The organism is Qipengyuania gaetbuli (assembly GCF_020524765.1).
Lineage (GTDB): Bacteria > Pseudomonadota > Alphaproteobacteria > Sphingomonadales > Sphingomonadaceae > Qipengyuania > Qipengyuania gaetbuli_A.
This window is the reverse complement of sequence record NZ_JAIVLR010000001.1, coordinates 129605-142573: the sequence shown is the minus strand read 5'-3', so window position 1 is coordinate 142573 and position 12969 is coordinate 129605. Positions and strand designations below refer to the sequence as shown.

The following is a 12969-nucleotide window of genomic DNA, read 5'->3' as shown; positions in this document are numbered from 1 at the left end:
ACAAGCTAGGGGCGGCGCAGACAGTGCCGCCCCTTCTCGTATGCGCGGTACACGTTCCATTTCACCGAACGCAAAGGACCGCTCGTGGCCCAGTTTACCGACTACGTCGTCAAGGACATCTCGCTCGCCAATTACGGGCGGGAGGAAATCCGCATCGCCGAAACCGAAATGCCGGGCCTGATGGCCACGCGCGAGGAATATGGCGCAGCGCAGCCGCTGAAGGGCGCGCGCATCACCGGCTCGCTTCACATGACGATCCAGACCGCCGTGCTGATCGAGACCCTGACCGCGCTGGGCGCCGAAGTGCGCTGGGCGACCTGCAACATCTTCTCCACGCAGGACCACGCCGCTGCCGCGATCGCCGCGCAGGACATTCCGGTCTTCGCCATCAAGGGCGAAAGCCTGGCCGAATACTGGGACTATGTCGGCCGCATCTTCGACTGGTCGAGCGATGAGGACCCGGACTGCACCGCCAACATGATCCTCGACGATGGCGGCGATGCCACCATGTTCGCCCTATGGGGTGCGCGCATCGAAGCGGGCGAGGAAATGCCGGCCCCGACTAATGCCGAAGAAATCGAGATGCAGCGCGCGCTCAAGGACTTCGTGAAGAAGAAGCCCGGCTACCTCACCAGGACGGTCAAGGCCATCAAGGGCGTGTCCGAAGAAACCACCACCGGCGTCCACCGCCTCTACCACCTTGCCAAGCAGGGCAAGCTGCCGTTCCCGGCGATCAACGTGAACGACAGCGTGACCAAGTCGAAGTTCGACAACCTTTACGGCTGCCGCGAATCGCTGGTCGACGCGATCCGCCGCGCGACCGACGTGATGCTGTCGGGCAAGGTCGCCTGCGTCGCCGGCTACGGCGATGTCGGCAAGGGTTCGGCCCAGTCGCTCCGCAATGGCGGCGCGCGCGTGCTCGTGACGGAAATCGACCCGATCTGCGCATTGCAGGCGGCGATGGAAGGCTACGAGGTCGTGACGATGGAAGACGCGGTCACCCGCGCCGACATCTTCGTCACCACCACCGGCAATGAGGACGTCATCACCGCCGAACATATGAAGGCGATGAAGCCGATGAGCATCGTGTGCAACATCGGCCACTTCGACAGCGAGATCCAGATCAGCGCGCTCGACAATTACGAGTGGACCGAGCTCAAGCCCGGCACCGACCTGGTGAAGTTCCCCGACGGCAAGGAAATCATCGTGCTGGCCAAGGGCCGCCTGGTGAACCTCGCCTGCGCCACCGGCCACCCCAGCTTCGTGATGAGCTGTTCCTTCACCAACCAGGTGCTGGCCCAGATCGAGCTGTGGAAGAACACGGACGACTACGAAAACGACGTCTATGTCCTGCCCAAGCACCTCGACGAGAAGGTCGCCGCGCTCCACCTCGACAAGCTGGGCGTCAAGCTGACCAAGCTCAGCAAGGAGCAGGCGGATTACATCGGCGTGCCGGTCGAAGGTCCGTTCAAGCCGGAACATTACCGCTACTGATCGCAAAACGCCCGTTTTTCGGCGGGTAAGCAAGGCAATAGGGCGGCGGGGCATTGCATCCCCGCCGCTGGCCGCATAGCTGGCGGGTAATGGAAGTCTCGCCCGCACTCCTTCCCCTGATCGGCGTATTGCTTGCCGTGTGGACCGGCGCGGCCGTCTGGCTGATGCTGCGCGCCACCAATCGCGCGCAGGCGGCGGAATCGCATCGCAAGGCGGCGCTGCGGCTTGCACGCATGGTCGAGGAAGGCCCCGCCATCCCGCTGATGGTGCGCAGCGACGGCCGGATCGAGGCGCCCGACCGCTTCGCCCGCTGGCTCGGGCTCGACCGCGTGCCCGAATATCTCAGCGAGCTGGCGCGCGAGGACGGGACCGGCCTTGCCGAAGACCAGATCGAACAGCTTTCCACGCTTGTGCGCCGCACGCAGAAGAGCGCCAAGCCGTTCAAGATGTCGCTGCGCCCGCCGGGTTCGGGCAAGACGCTGGCCCTGCGCGGCGCGCTGGCGGACCCGGCCGTGTCGCCCAGCGGCGCGGCACTGGTCTGGGTGTTCGATTTCACCGAGACCGAAGACGAACTTGCCCGCCTCGGCGAAGAGGCCGCGCGCGCGCGTGACGATTTCGGCGCGCTGGTCGGCCTGATCGAGGCCGCGCCCATGCCGATGTGGTTCCGCGGCGCAGACATGCACCTGCGGCTCGTCAACCGCGCCTATGTCGAGGCGGTGGGCGGCACCAGCGCCGACCAAGTCGTGACCGACCAGGTGGAACTGGTCGAAACTGTCGGCGGACGCACGGCTGCCGAAGTCGCCCAGCAGGCCGCCGACCGCCGCCAGCCGATCGAGCGTATCGTGTCGGCCACGATCAAGGACGCGCGCCGCACGATCCGCGTGACCGACCTGCCACTGATGGGCGAGGGGATCGCCGGATACGCGGTCGATATCGAGGAAATGGAAGAGCAGGCCCGCGAATTCCGCGCTTTCCGCGAAGCGCAGCGGTCCATGCTCGACCAGCTGTCGATCGGCGTCGCGCAGTTTGATGCGCGGCGCAGGATGACCTTTGCGAACCAGCCGTTCCACCGCGTCTTCTCGCTGCCCCCCGGCGTGGTCAACGAACGCACCACTTTCGAGCAGATGCTGATGGTCGCGCGCGAGAACGGGCGCATTCCCGAAGTGCGCGATTTTCCCGCATGGCGCGGCGAACTGGTCGGCTGGTTCCAGAAGGACGAGCCGGAGGAAATGGCTTGGCCGCTGTCCGACGGCACCCATTTGCGCGTCGTCGCCCAGCCGCTGCCCGATGGCGGGCTGGTGCTCATCGCGGAAGACCGGACCGAACAGCTCAACCTGTCCGCCACCCGCGACACGCTGCTGCGCACCCGCACGGCGACCTTCGACAGCCTGTTCGAAGCGCTCGCCGTCTTCGCGCCGGACGGGCACCTCGAACTGTGGAATCGCGGTTTCCCACGCGCCTGGGGCCTCGACAGCGAAGTGCTCGACAACCATCCGCAGGCAGAAGAGCTGCTGGAAGCGATTGCCGGACAGCTGGTCGATCCCAAGGCGGTCTCGCAGATCGGCCAGACCATTCGTTCGGCCACGCTCGACCGCAAGAACCGCGAAGGGCGCATCGAACTCGCCGACGGGCGCACGCTCGATTACGCGGGCGTTCCTTTGCCCGACGGCAATGGCCTCCTCACCGTGATGGATGTCACCGCCTCGCAGCAGGCGGAAGAGGCGCTGCGCGAACGCAACCGCGCGCTGGAGGAAGCGGACGCGGTGATGACGCGCTTCCTCGCCAACATGAGCTACGAATTCCGCACCCCGCTCACCACCATCGGCGGCTTTGCCGAAATGCTCGAAAGCGGGTTGGCGGGCGAACTGACCCCGCAGGCGAAAGAATATGTGGCGGCAATCACCCAGTCGGTCGGCAAGCTGACCGAGCAGGTGGAAAACGTGCTCGACCTCTCGCAGTCCGAAGCGGGGCTGATGCCGCTGCGCAAGGGGCGGGTGGAATTGCTGCCGATGCTGACGAAGATCGTGCGCAAGCGCGAACAGTCGATCCTCGATGGCGGGCTGACGCTCGACCTCAAGGGCAATGCCAACAAGATCGTCGAGGCGGACGAGCAGCAGCTGCAGCGCGCCATCGGCCAGCTGCTCGACAATGCCATCGGCAACACGCCGCCCGGCGGCCGCATCGTGATCGACGTGGCCAAGCAGCGCGGGCTCAACCGTATTTCGATCACCGATAACGGGCGCGGCATGAGCCAGCACGAGCTCGCACGCGCGCTCGAAGGCATCCGCATGGCGCCCGACGGCAAGGGGATCGAGCGCCGCCACGGCCTCGGCATCCCGCTCGCACGCCAACTGGTCGAGGCACATGGCGGCACGCTGGAAATCCAGAGCCGCCGCAATGCGGGCACCAGCGCGGTCATCACGCTGCCGTGACGGGCGCGCCGGTCATCGAACCGCTGCCGGACCTTCCGGCGATGGAGGAATTCGGCAAACGCATCGCGGCCCGCCTGCAGCCGGGTGACGTGGTAGCGCTGTCGGGCGGGCTGGGGGCAGGCAAGACCACGCTCGCGCGCTCGATCATCGCGGCGCTGGGGCATGCAGGCGAAGTGCCGTCGCCGACCTTCACCATCATCGAGACCTACGAGCACCTTCGCGTGCCGCTGGTCCATGCCGATTTCTACCGGCTCGAAGACCCCTCCGAAGCGGAGGAAATCGGCCTCGACGATTACCGCGAAGGTGCCGCGCTGATCGCCGAATGGCCCGATCACGCGGGCGGCTTCGCACATGAGGTGGCCTGCCTCGAAATCACGCTGGAAACCGTGGGCGAGGGGCGCAGGGCCGTTGTCGCGGCGGGCGAAGCTTGGCAAGGGCGGATGCCATGAACCACACGCTGCCGCAGGGCATTCACGAGTTTCTTGGCGACACCGCATGGCAGGGGGCGGAAATCGCGCCGCTGGTCGGGGACGCCAGCTTCCGCCGCTATTTCCGCCTGCGCATGGGCGGGCGCAGCGCCATGCTGATGCACGCGCCGCCCCCGCATGAAGATCCCGCGCCTTTCCTCCATGTCGCGCACTGGCTGGCCGCCAATGGCATGCGCGCACCGGAAATCTACGCGGAACTGCCCGAACAGGGCTGGGTCCTGACCGAGGATTTCGGCGATTCCCGCATGAAGGAATGGATCGACGAGCATCCGGGGGACGAACAGGCCGTCTACGCGCAGGCGATCGACGCGCTGGTGCAGCTGCACCGCCTGCCGGCCGGCCCGTTCGAGCCTTACGACATGGCCGTCTACCAGCGCGAGGCGGGCCTGTTCACCGAGTGGTATTGCCCTGCCGCAGGTCTCCCGGTCGATGAAGCGGGCTGGACTCGCGCATGGGAGGAAGCGCTCGCGCCGCTGTTCGAGCGCCAGCAGCCGGGCGTGACCGTGCTGCGCGACTATCATGCGGAGAACATCATGCTGCTCGAACCCGGCAAGCTGGGCGGGGAGCAGGGCATCATCGATTTCCAGGACGCGCTGGTCGGGCACAAGGCTTACGACCTCGTCAGCCTGCTGCAGGACGCGCGCCGCGACGTGTCGGAACAGCTCGAACACGACATGATGTGCCGCTACCGCGCGGCCGCCGGTCCGGACGAGCATTTCGAGGCCGACTACGCCCGCCTCGGTGCGCAGCGGAACGCCAAGATCGTCGGCATCTTCACGCGCCTCTACAAGCGCGACGGCAAGCCGCGCTACCTGCGCATGATCCCGCGCGTGTGGAAGGCGATGGAACGCGACCTGCAGCACGAGGCGCTTGCCCCTGTCGCGGCGTGGTTCGAGGCCAATATCCCGCAGGCGCTGCGCGATGCGCAGGGGGGCGAAATCGCATGAGCGATCTGGCTTCCGACACGGTGATGCTGATGGCGGCAGGCCTCGGCAAGCGGATGCGCCCGCTGACCGCCGCCATGCCCAAGCCGATGGTGCGGGTTGCCGGAAAGCCGCTGATCGACCGCGCGATGGACCGGATCGAGGATGCGGGCATCGCCAAGGCGGTGGTAAATGTCCACTACCTCGCGGAATCGATCGAGGCGCATCTCAAGTTCCGCAAGAGCCCTTCCGTCACCTTCTCGGACGAGCGCGCCGAGCTGCTTGAAACGGGCGGGGGGATGGTCAAGGCAAGCAAGGCGGGCCTGCTGCCCGACCCGTTCTTCGCCTGCAATGCCGACAGTATCTGGCTGGACGGGCCGCGCAACTCCTTTCGCGACCTCTCGCATGCCTGGGACCCCGAACGCATGGATGCGCTGCTGCTGGTCGTAACCCATGCGCGGGCGCATAATTTCGACGGGACGGGCGATTTCTACATGGACGGCGCAGGTCGGCTGAAGCGCAAGCTGCCCGGCCGGATCGCACCCTTCATCTACACCGGCATCCAGCTGGTCTCGCACCGGCTGCTGCGCGATGCGCCCGACGGCAAGTTCTCGACCAATATCCTGTGGGACCGCGCCATTGCCGAAGGCCGCCTCTTCGGCGTCGCCTTCACCGGCCTATGGTACGAAGTCGGCACGCCGCAGCACATCAGGCCAACCGAAGAGGCGTTGACGGGTGGCTGAGGAAGGCAGGGTCGCAAACCAGCCGAAGGTCTACTCTATCGCCGCCCACCGCGGTTTCGCCGATGCGCTCGTGGCAGGGCTGGTCCCGCGCTATGCCGAGGACGGGCTTGGCCTCGCCCGCCTCACTCTCCTCCTGCCGAGCAGCCGCGCCCGCCGCACGATTGCCGAGGCGTTCATCCGCCATGCGGGTGAGAACGGTACGCCCGGCCTGCTGATGCCGCGCATGGCCGTGGTCGGCGATCTCGACCTCGACGAGGCACTGGGCCCGCTGCTCGACCCGCTCGGTACCAGCGACATCAAGCCCGCCATCGACCCGCAGCGGCGCATGTTCGCGCTCGCCGCGCTGATTGCGGAGGAAATGGGCGCCGAGGCCCCCAAGGGCGCGACGCTGCTACGCCTCGCCCGCGAAACCGGCGCAACGATGGACCGCCTGCTGGTGGAGGACGTGGGGCCCGAGCAATTGCTCGACGAGAAGGTGCTCGCCATCCACCCCAGCCTGTCCGAACACTGGCAGAAATCGCTGCGGATATTCGCCCGCGTGCAGGTCAAATGGCTCGCGTGGTTGGAAGCGAACGGCGCGCTCGATGCAGCGGCAAGGCGCAACCGCCTGTTCGATCATGCCGCGGCCCGCTGGAAGGCGAACCCGCCCGAAACCCCGATCGTCGCCGCCGGCGTCACCAGCGCCGCGCCCGCGCTCGCGAGGCTTTTGCGCATGGTTGCCGACCTGCCGCAGGGAGCGGTGATCCTGCCCGATTTCGACCTCACGATGAGCGGCGAGGTGTGGGACGAGCTGGGCAGGGCAGGCAACCGCCCCACGCCCGACGACATCGTCTTCGACCGAGACGATGCGGTCACGCACCCGCAGTACCACCTCAAGCTCTTGCTCAACCGCATGGGCGTGCGCCGCGAGGAAGTGCAGCCCTGGCACCGCAAGGGCATGACCGCCGCTCCGCCGGAGCGCAGCCACGCCATCGGCGCGCTGTTCCTGCCGCCCGAGGCAAGCAAGGTTTGGGTCGACCTCCCGCCCGAAAAGCGCCGACTTGCCGGGGTGCGGGTCATGCAATGCGCCAATCCCGAAGAGGAGGCGCAGGCCATCGCCCTGCTGGTGCGCGAGGCGGTCGAGCAGCCCGAAAAGCGGGTCGCCGTCGTCACGCCCGACCGCGCGCTGGCCCGCCGCGTGGTGCATCACCTTGCACGCTGGGACATCCTCGCCGACGATTCCGCGGGTCGCCCGCTCTCCCAGACGGCGGCGGGCCGGGCCTTCCTGCTCGCTGCCGAAGTGATGGCGGAAAATGCCATGTCGGTGCCGCTGATGGCGCTGCTCGGCCACCCGCTGGCAAGCGGCGGGATGGAACGCGGCGTGTGGCTGCGCCAGCTGCGCCGGGTGGAACGCGAGTTGCGCGGGCCGCGGCTTGAAGCGGGCCTCGACCCGGTCAGAGAAACCGCCGCCAAGCTGTCGGAAAAGCACGGCAATGTGGCGAAGTTCTGGGATACTGCCGAAGCCGCCCTCGCACCGCTGGTGGCGCGCGATCACGATGCCGCCGCGCCGCTCGGCGATTTGATCGATACGCTGGCCGCCAGTGCCGAGGCGCTGTGCGGCGAACGGCTGTGGGCGCGCGAGGACGGGCGCAGCCTCGCCTCTTTCGTGGAGGACTTCCGCCTCCATGCCCGCGAGGCCGGTTTCGCCGTCGCCCCGCGTGATGTTGCCGCGCTCCTGTCCGACGCGATGGAGCAGGTGGCGGTCCGCCCGCCCTATGGCGGCCATGCCCGCGTACAGGTCCTCGGCCTGCTGGAGGCGCGCATGAACCGCGCCGATCTCGTCATCTGCGCCGGCCTCAACGAGGGCGTGTGGCCCGCGCGCGGCAGCGTCGATGCACTTCTCGCTCCGCCGGTGCTGCGCAATCTCGGTGTGCCCGGCAGCGATTTCCGCATCGGCCTATCCGCGCACGACCTTGCCGGGACGCTGGGGGCACCCGAAGTCGTGCTGAGCCGCGCGGCGCGGGACGAAGGCGGGCCTGCCATTCCCAGCCGCTTCCTGCTGAGGGTCCAGGCGCTGCTGGGCGACCAGCTGTCCCGCCACGAGGAAAAGCGCGCGGTCGAACTGGCGAAGGCCATTTCGCGGGCGGACCCTGCCGCACCCTATCCGCGCCCCAAGCCCATGCCGTCTGCCGAGCAGCGGCTGGTCGACATTTCCGCCACTGCGCTCGACCGGCTGCGGGGCGATCCCTACCAGTTCTACGCGGGCAAGATCATGCAGCTTGCCGAGCTCGACGCGCTCGATGCCGAACCTTCGCCCGCCTGGCAGGGCACGGTGGCGCACGAAATCCTCCAGCAATGGCACGAAGCCGATCCCAAGGTGCCGATTGCCGAGGTGATGGACCGCGTGTTCGAGGCGCGCAACGTCCACCCGCTGATGCGCGGACTGTGGCAGCCGCGGCTGCAGCGAGCGCTCGAATGGGTAGAGGATAAGATCACCCATGCCGACGGGCGCGAGGTGGTCGCGGTGGAACAGTGGGGCGAGATGCATGTCGACGGCGTGCGCGTCCACGGCAAGATCGACCGGCTCGACCGCTTCGCCGACGGGACGCTGGGCATCGTCGACTACAAGACCGGATCGCCCCCGTCGTCCAAGATGGTGGAACAGGGCTTCGCGCTCCAGCTTGGCCTGCTCGGCATGATGGCGGGCGAAAGCGGCTTCGGCGGAGTAAAGGGCCAAGCGAGCGCGTTCGAATACTGGTCGCTCGCCAAGGCGAAGGCGGATACCAATCGCTTCGGCTTCGGCTATGTCGAGACCCCGCTCAAGATCGACGAAAAGCGCACCGGGATCGAGCCGGAGGACTTCCTGCCCGAGACCGAAACCTACCTGACCGATGCCATCACGCGCTGGATCAAGGGCGAGCATCCCTTCACCGCGCGCTTCAATCCCGATTATCCGGCCTACGACACCTATGACCAGCTGATGCGGCTGGAGGAATGGCTGCCGCACATGGACGTCGAGGAGGACGAGACATGAGCGGCAAGGTCTATCCCCTGGTCGGCCACCAGCGCGATGCGGTCGACCCGCAGGAAAGCGTGTGGCTGTCCGCCAGCGCAGGCACCGGCAAGACGCAGGTGTTGTCCGCGCGCGTGCTGCGCCTGCTGCTGGAGCCGGGCGCCGACCCGTCGCAGATCCTCTGCCTGACCTTCACCAAGGCGGGCGCAGCCGAAATGGCGGTGCGCGTGAACGAGGTGCTGGCGCGCTGGGTGCGCATGGAAGACACGCAGCTGGCCGAAGAGCTGGGCAACCTAGGCGCGCGGACCGATCCCGATACGCGGGCGCGGGCACGCTCGCTCTTTGCCCGCGTGCTCGATTGTCCGGGCGGCGGCCTCAGGATCGATACGATCCACGCCTTTGCGCAATACCTGCTCGCAGCCTTCCCGGCAGAGGCTGAAATCCTGCCCGGCAGCCAGCCGATGGAGGATCGCGAGCGCGACCTCCTCAGCCGCGAGGTGCTGGGCGACTTGCTTGAAAAAGGCGATCCGCGCTTCGTGGAAGCGATAGCGGAGATGAGCCGCCGCAAGGGGGCCGATGCGGTGCGCGGCTGGCTGATGAAATGCGCAGGCTACCTCGATCTGTGGAAGCTGCCCGGCTGGCAGGGCGACTTGTCCGGCGCGGTCCGGCGCGTGCTGGGCGTGCCGTGTGACGCTGACAAAAGCTGGGTGGCGGAAGCTTGCTCAGATGCGAACTTCCCCGTCGATATTCTGCGTTCCGTGCTTTCCGCATTTGACGGCTGGAAGACGGTGTCAGCTGAAACAAGTCGCGCCTTCATCGAATATTGGCTGTCACTCGACCCCGTGGGACGCCTTGGCGAAATCGACGGCTTCCGTCAGCGGAACTGCATCCTGAAGAAGGATGGCAACCCAACTTCTATGAAGGGGGCGGAGAAGAACGATCCCGATTTCGGCCGTAAGCAAGAGGTCATTGGCGAGGCCGTGCGACTTGTCGGTGAACGCTCCGCCTTGCTCGACCTGGCCGAATTCCTTGCCCCGCAGCTGGAGGCCGGACGCGCCTTTGCGCTGCGCTGGCAGGAGGCCAAGGCGCGCGAGGGGCTGGTCGATTTCGACGACCTCATCCAGCGCGCCGCGCACCTCTTGTCCGATGCGGCCGTGGCGGACTGGATCCGCTACAAGCTCGACCGCAGTTTCGACCATATCCTCGTCGACGAGGCGCAGGATACCAACCGCGCCCAGTGGCAGATCGTGGAGGCGCTGACCGACGATTTTTTCTCGGGCGAGGGCGCAAGGTCGGATCGTATCCGCACGATCTTCACCGTGGGCGATTTCAAGCAGGCGATTTTCGGCTTCCAGGGCACCAGCCCGCGCAATTTCGCCGAGGCGCGGGACCGCTTCGCCGAACGGATGCGCCGCGCCGCCGAAGCCGCGGACGAGGCACGCGGGGCACAGCGGGCGCGCACCTTGCAGGAATACGGGCTCGGCCAGAGCTTCCGCACCGCCGACAACGTCCTCGATTTCGTCGATGAAGCGATCGGTGCGATCGGCTCCGAACGGCTCGGCCTCGACCGCGCGGCGGAAGCGCACAAGGGGCAGGACCGCCCCGGCCTCGTGGCGCTGTGGAACACCATCCATGCCGACAGCGGGATGGAAGAGGGCGAGGCGGACGACAGCTGGCTGGGCAAGCACGACCGCAAGCTCGCCGACCGTATCGCGCGGCAGGTGAAGCGCTGGATGGACGACGGCTTCCCGCTGGTGAAAGGCGACAAGCCGCGCCGCGCGGGGCCGGGCGACGTGATGATCCTGGTGCGCAAGCGCCGCGACCTCGCCTCGCTGATCGTCGCGCGGCTCTATCGCCACGGCGTGCCGGTGGCGGGCGTCGACCGCCTGCGGCTCGGCAATCCGCTGGTGGTGAAGGACCTGATGGCCGCGATCCGCTTCGCAGCGCAGCCGCTCGACGATCTGACGCTGGCGAACCTGCTGGTCTCGCCGCTGGTCGGCTGGTCGCAGGAAGAGCTGCTCGAACACGGTTTCCGTCCCAAGGGCGTGCGCCTGTGGGAGCATTTGCGCGAAGGCAAGCATCCTCGCGTGGTGCAGACGGTTTCCGATCTGCGCGAGATTCTGCGCCGTGCCGATTACGACAGCCCGCAGCAATTGCTGCACTGGATCCTCGTCGGCCCGATGGATGGTCGGCGCGCGCTGGTTGCGCGGCTGGGGCGCGAGGCGAACGACCCGATCGACGAATTGCTCAACGCTGCGAATGCCTATGCCGCCAGCCACGTGGCGAGCCTGCAGGGTTTCATCCGCTGGTTCGATGCGGGCGAGGGCGAGATCAAGCGCGAGGCGGGCGAGGGCGGGGACCAGGTCCGCGTCATGACCGTGCACGGCTCGAAGGGCCTGCAGGCGCCCATCGTCATCCTCGCCGACGCCGCCATCGGGCCGGACGGCGCGGGCGATCTCGAACTGGCCGACAGGCCGCTCGGCACCGATCTCGTCCACCCCGTGCCGCTGCCGGGCCTGCGCAAGGACGAGAAGGTCGGACCGCTGAGTGAAGCCGAGGACATCGCCTCTGCCGAAGCGATGGAGGAGCACTGGCGCCAGCTCTACGTCGCCATGACGCGCGCGGAAGAAGCGCTGTTCATCGGCGGATCGCTCGGTCCGCGCGATGCGAAGAACGGCCCGCACGAGGACAGCTGGTACGCGCGGTTGAAGCCGCTGTTCGGCGACGAGGCGCTGGAAGACGATCTGTGGGGTGCGCGCTGGGAATGGGGCGCGCTGAGCGATGCCAAGCTGCCGCCGCCCCCTGGCGGGGCGGAGCCGCGCACGGAACTGCCCGATTGGGCGCAGCGCCCCGTCGGCCCCGAACCGCGCCCACCGCGCCCGCTTGCCCCTTCCGGCCTCGGCGAGGTCGAGGGCAGCGACCCGCCTCTGCCGCCCGAGATCGCGGCAGGTGCAGCGCGGCGCGGGGTGCTGATCCATGCCCTGCTCGAACGCCTGCCCGAAGTGGCGGAGGACGAGCGCGAGGCTAAGGCAACCGCGTGGCTGGCAAACCGGGCGCCCGACCTGCCCGATGCGGAGCGGGCCGAAATGCTCGCCCGCGCACTCGACGTGCTGCGCGAACCGGACTTTGCGCCGATCTTCGCGCCCGGCGCGCTGGCGGAAATCCCGCTCGCCGCGACCGTGCAGGGACAGGTGGTCATGGGCACCGCCGACCGCCTGCTGGTGACGGACGACACGGTCACGGTGGTCGATTTCAAGACCGCGCGCCGCCCTCCTGCCTCGCTCGAAGCGGTGCCGGAGACGACCCTGCGCCAGATGGCCGCCTATGTCGCCGCGCTGGAGGCGATCTATCCCGGGCGGCGCGTTTCGGCGGCGGTGCTCTATACCCAGACCCCGCAACTCATCGCCTTGCCCGAGAGCGCTCTCGCACCCTACAAGGCCGCCTTCCCGGATCGGCAGGAAAGCTTTGCCCTGCCGCCGCTTGAGTAATTGCCCCCGCCGCACCACATCGGCGCCAGACACGAATTCAGGAGATATCCCATGGCCACCATCAACGTAACCGACGAAGGCTTCCAGAAGGACGTGCTCGACAGCGACAAGCCCGTCCTCGTCGACTTCTGGGCGGAATGGTGCGGGCCGTGCAAGATGATCGCCCCGGCGCTGGAAGAACTGTCGGACGAAATGGCCGACAAGGTCACCATCGCCAAGATGGACATCATGGAAAACACCGGCGTTCCCGGCTCCATGGGCGTGCAGTCGATTCCCTATCTCGTGCTGTTCAAGAACGGCGAGCCGACCGCCCAGATGCGCGGCGCCGCGCCCAAGGGCCAGCTCAAGCAGTGGCTCGAAAGCGTCCTCTGACGCGCTGACCCGCGCCTTTTTCCTGCCATCTTGTGCT

Annotated in this window: 8 protein-coding genes; all 8 read left to right on the top strand. The window is 67.5% G+C overall.

Features of this window, described 5'->3' with window-relative positions; all coding sequences use genetic code 11:
- The first annotated feature begins 84 nt into the window (after positions 1 to 84).
- The 8 genes from ahcY to trxA all read left to right on the top strand — a co-directional run bounded on the left by ahcY (position 85) and on the right by trxA (position 12932).
- A complete protein-coding gene (gene ahcY / locus LC083_RS00690) occupies positions 85 to 1494 on the top strand; it encodes an adenosylhomocysteinase (RefSeq protein ID WP_226698770.1) in 1410 nt (469 codons plus the stop codon).
- 89 nt (positions 1495 to 1583) lie between these two features.
- Positions 1584 to 3926: a PAS domain-containing sensor histidine kinase gene (locus LC083_RS00685; RefSeq protein WP_226698769.1), complete on the top strand. Its 2343-nt coding sequence runs from the start codon at positions 1584 to 1586 to the stop codon at positions 3924 to 3926.
- A complete protein-coding gene (tsaE, locus tag LC083_RS00680; RefSeq protein WP_226698768.1) occupies positions 3923 to 4375 on the top strand; it encodes a tRNA (adenosine(37)-N6)-threonylcarbamoyltransferase complex ATPase subunit type 1 TsaE in 453 nt (150 codons plus the stop codon). The genes LC083_RS00685 and tsaE overlap by 4 nt, the downstream gene beginning before the upstream one ends.
- Positions 4372 to 5361, top strand: a complete 990-nt coding sequence (locus LC083_RS00675) for an aminoglycoside phosphotransferase family protein (protein ID WP_226698767.1) — start codon at positions 4372 to 4374, stop codon at positions 5359 to 5361. Before tsaE ends, LC083_RS00675 begins: the two co-directional genes overlap by 4 nt.
- Complete coding sequence (locus tag LC083_RS00670) at positions 5358 to 6080, top strand: nucleotidyltransferase family protein (RefSeq protein WP_226698766.1); 723 nt, start codon at positions 5358 to 5360, stop codon at positions 6078 to 6080. Before LC083_RS00675 ends, LC083_RS00670 begins: the two co-directional genes overlap by 4 nt.
- Positions 6073 to 9093 (top strand): double-strand break repair protein AddB, encoded by a 3021-nt coding sequence (gene addB / locus LC083_RS00665; protein WP_226698765.1) that lies wholly within the window; start codon positions 6073 to 6075, stop codon positions 9091 to 9093. Before LC083_RS00670 ends, addB begins: the two co-directional genes overlap by 8 nt.
- Positions 9090 to 12560: a double-strand break repair helicase AddA gene (gene addA / locus LC083_RS00660; RefSeq protein ID WP_226698764.1), complete on the top strand. Its 3471-nt coding sequence runs from the start codon at positions 9090 to 9092 to the stop codon at positions 12558 to 12560. The genes addB and addA overlap by 4 nt, the downstream gene beginning before the upstream one ends.
- 51 nt (positions 12561 to 12611) lie before the next feature.
- Positions 12612 to 12932 carry a thioredoxin gene (gene trxA / locus LC083_RS00655; RefSeq protein WP_222553085.1) on the top strand — a complete coding sequence of 107 codons (321 nt, stop codon included), beginning with the start codon at positions 12612 to 12614 and terminating at the stop codon, positions 12930 to 12932.
- Positions 12933 to 12969: the final 37 nt, after the last annotated feature.

Excerpts from the sequence above, each read along its gene's own strand:
- LC083_RS00685 (WP_226698769.1), top strand. The coding sequence starts at position 1,584 with ATGGAAGTCTCGCCCGCACTCCTTCCCCTGATCGGCGTATTGCTTGCC.
- LC083_RS00675 (WP_226698767.1), top strand. The coding sequence starts at position 4,372 with ATGAACCACACGCTGCCGCAGGGCATTCACGAGTTTCTTGGCGACACC.
- LC083_RS00670 (WP_226698766.1), top strand. The coding sequence starts at position 5,358 with ATGAGCGATCTGGCTTCCGACACGGTGATGCTGATGGCGGCAGGCCTC.
- addA (WP_226698764.1), top strand. The coding sequence starts at position 9,090 with ATGAGCGGCAAGGTCTATCCCCTGGTCGGCCACCAGCGCGATGCGGTC.
- trxA (WP_222553085.1), top strand. The coding sequence starts at position 12,612 with ATGGCCACCATCAACGTAACCGACGAAGGCTTCCAGAAGGACGTGCTC.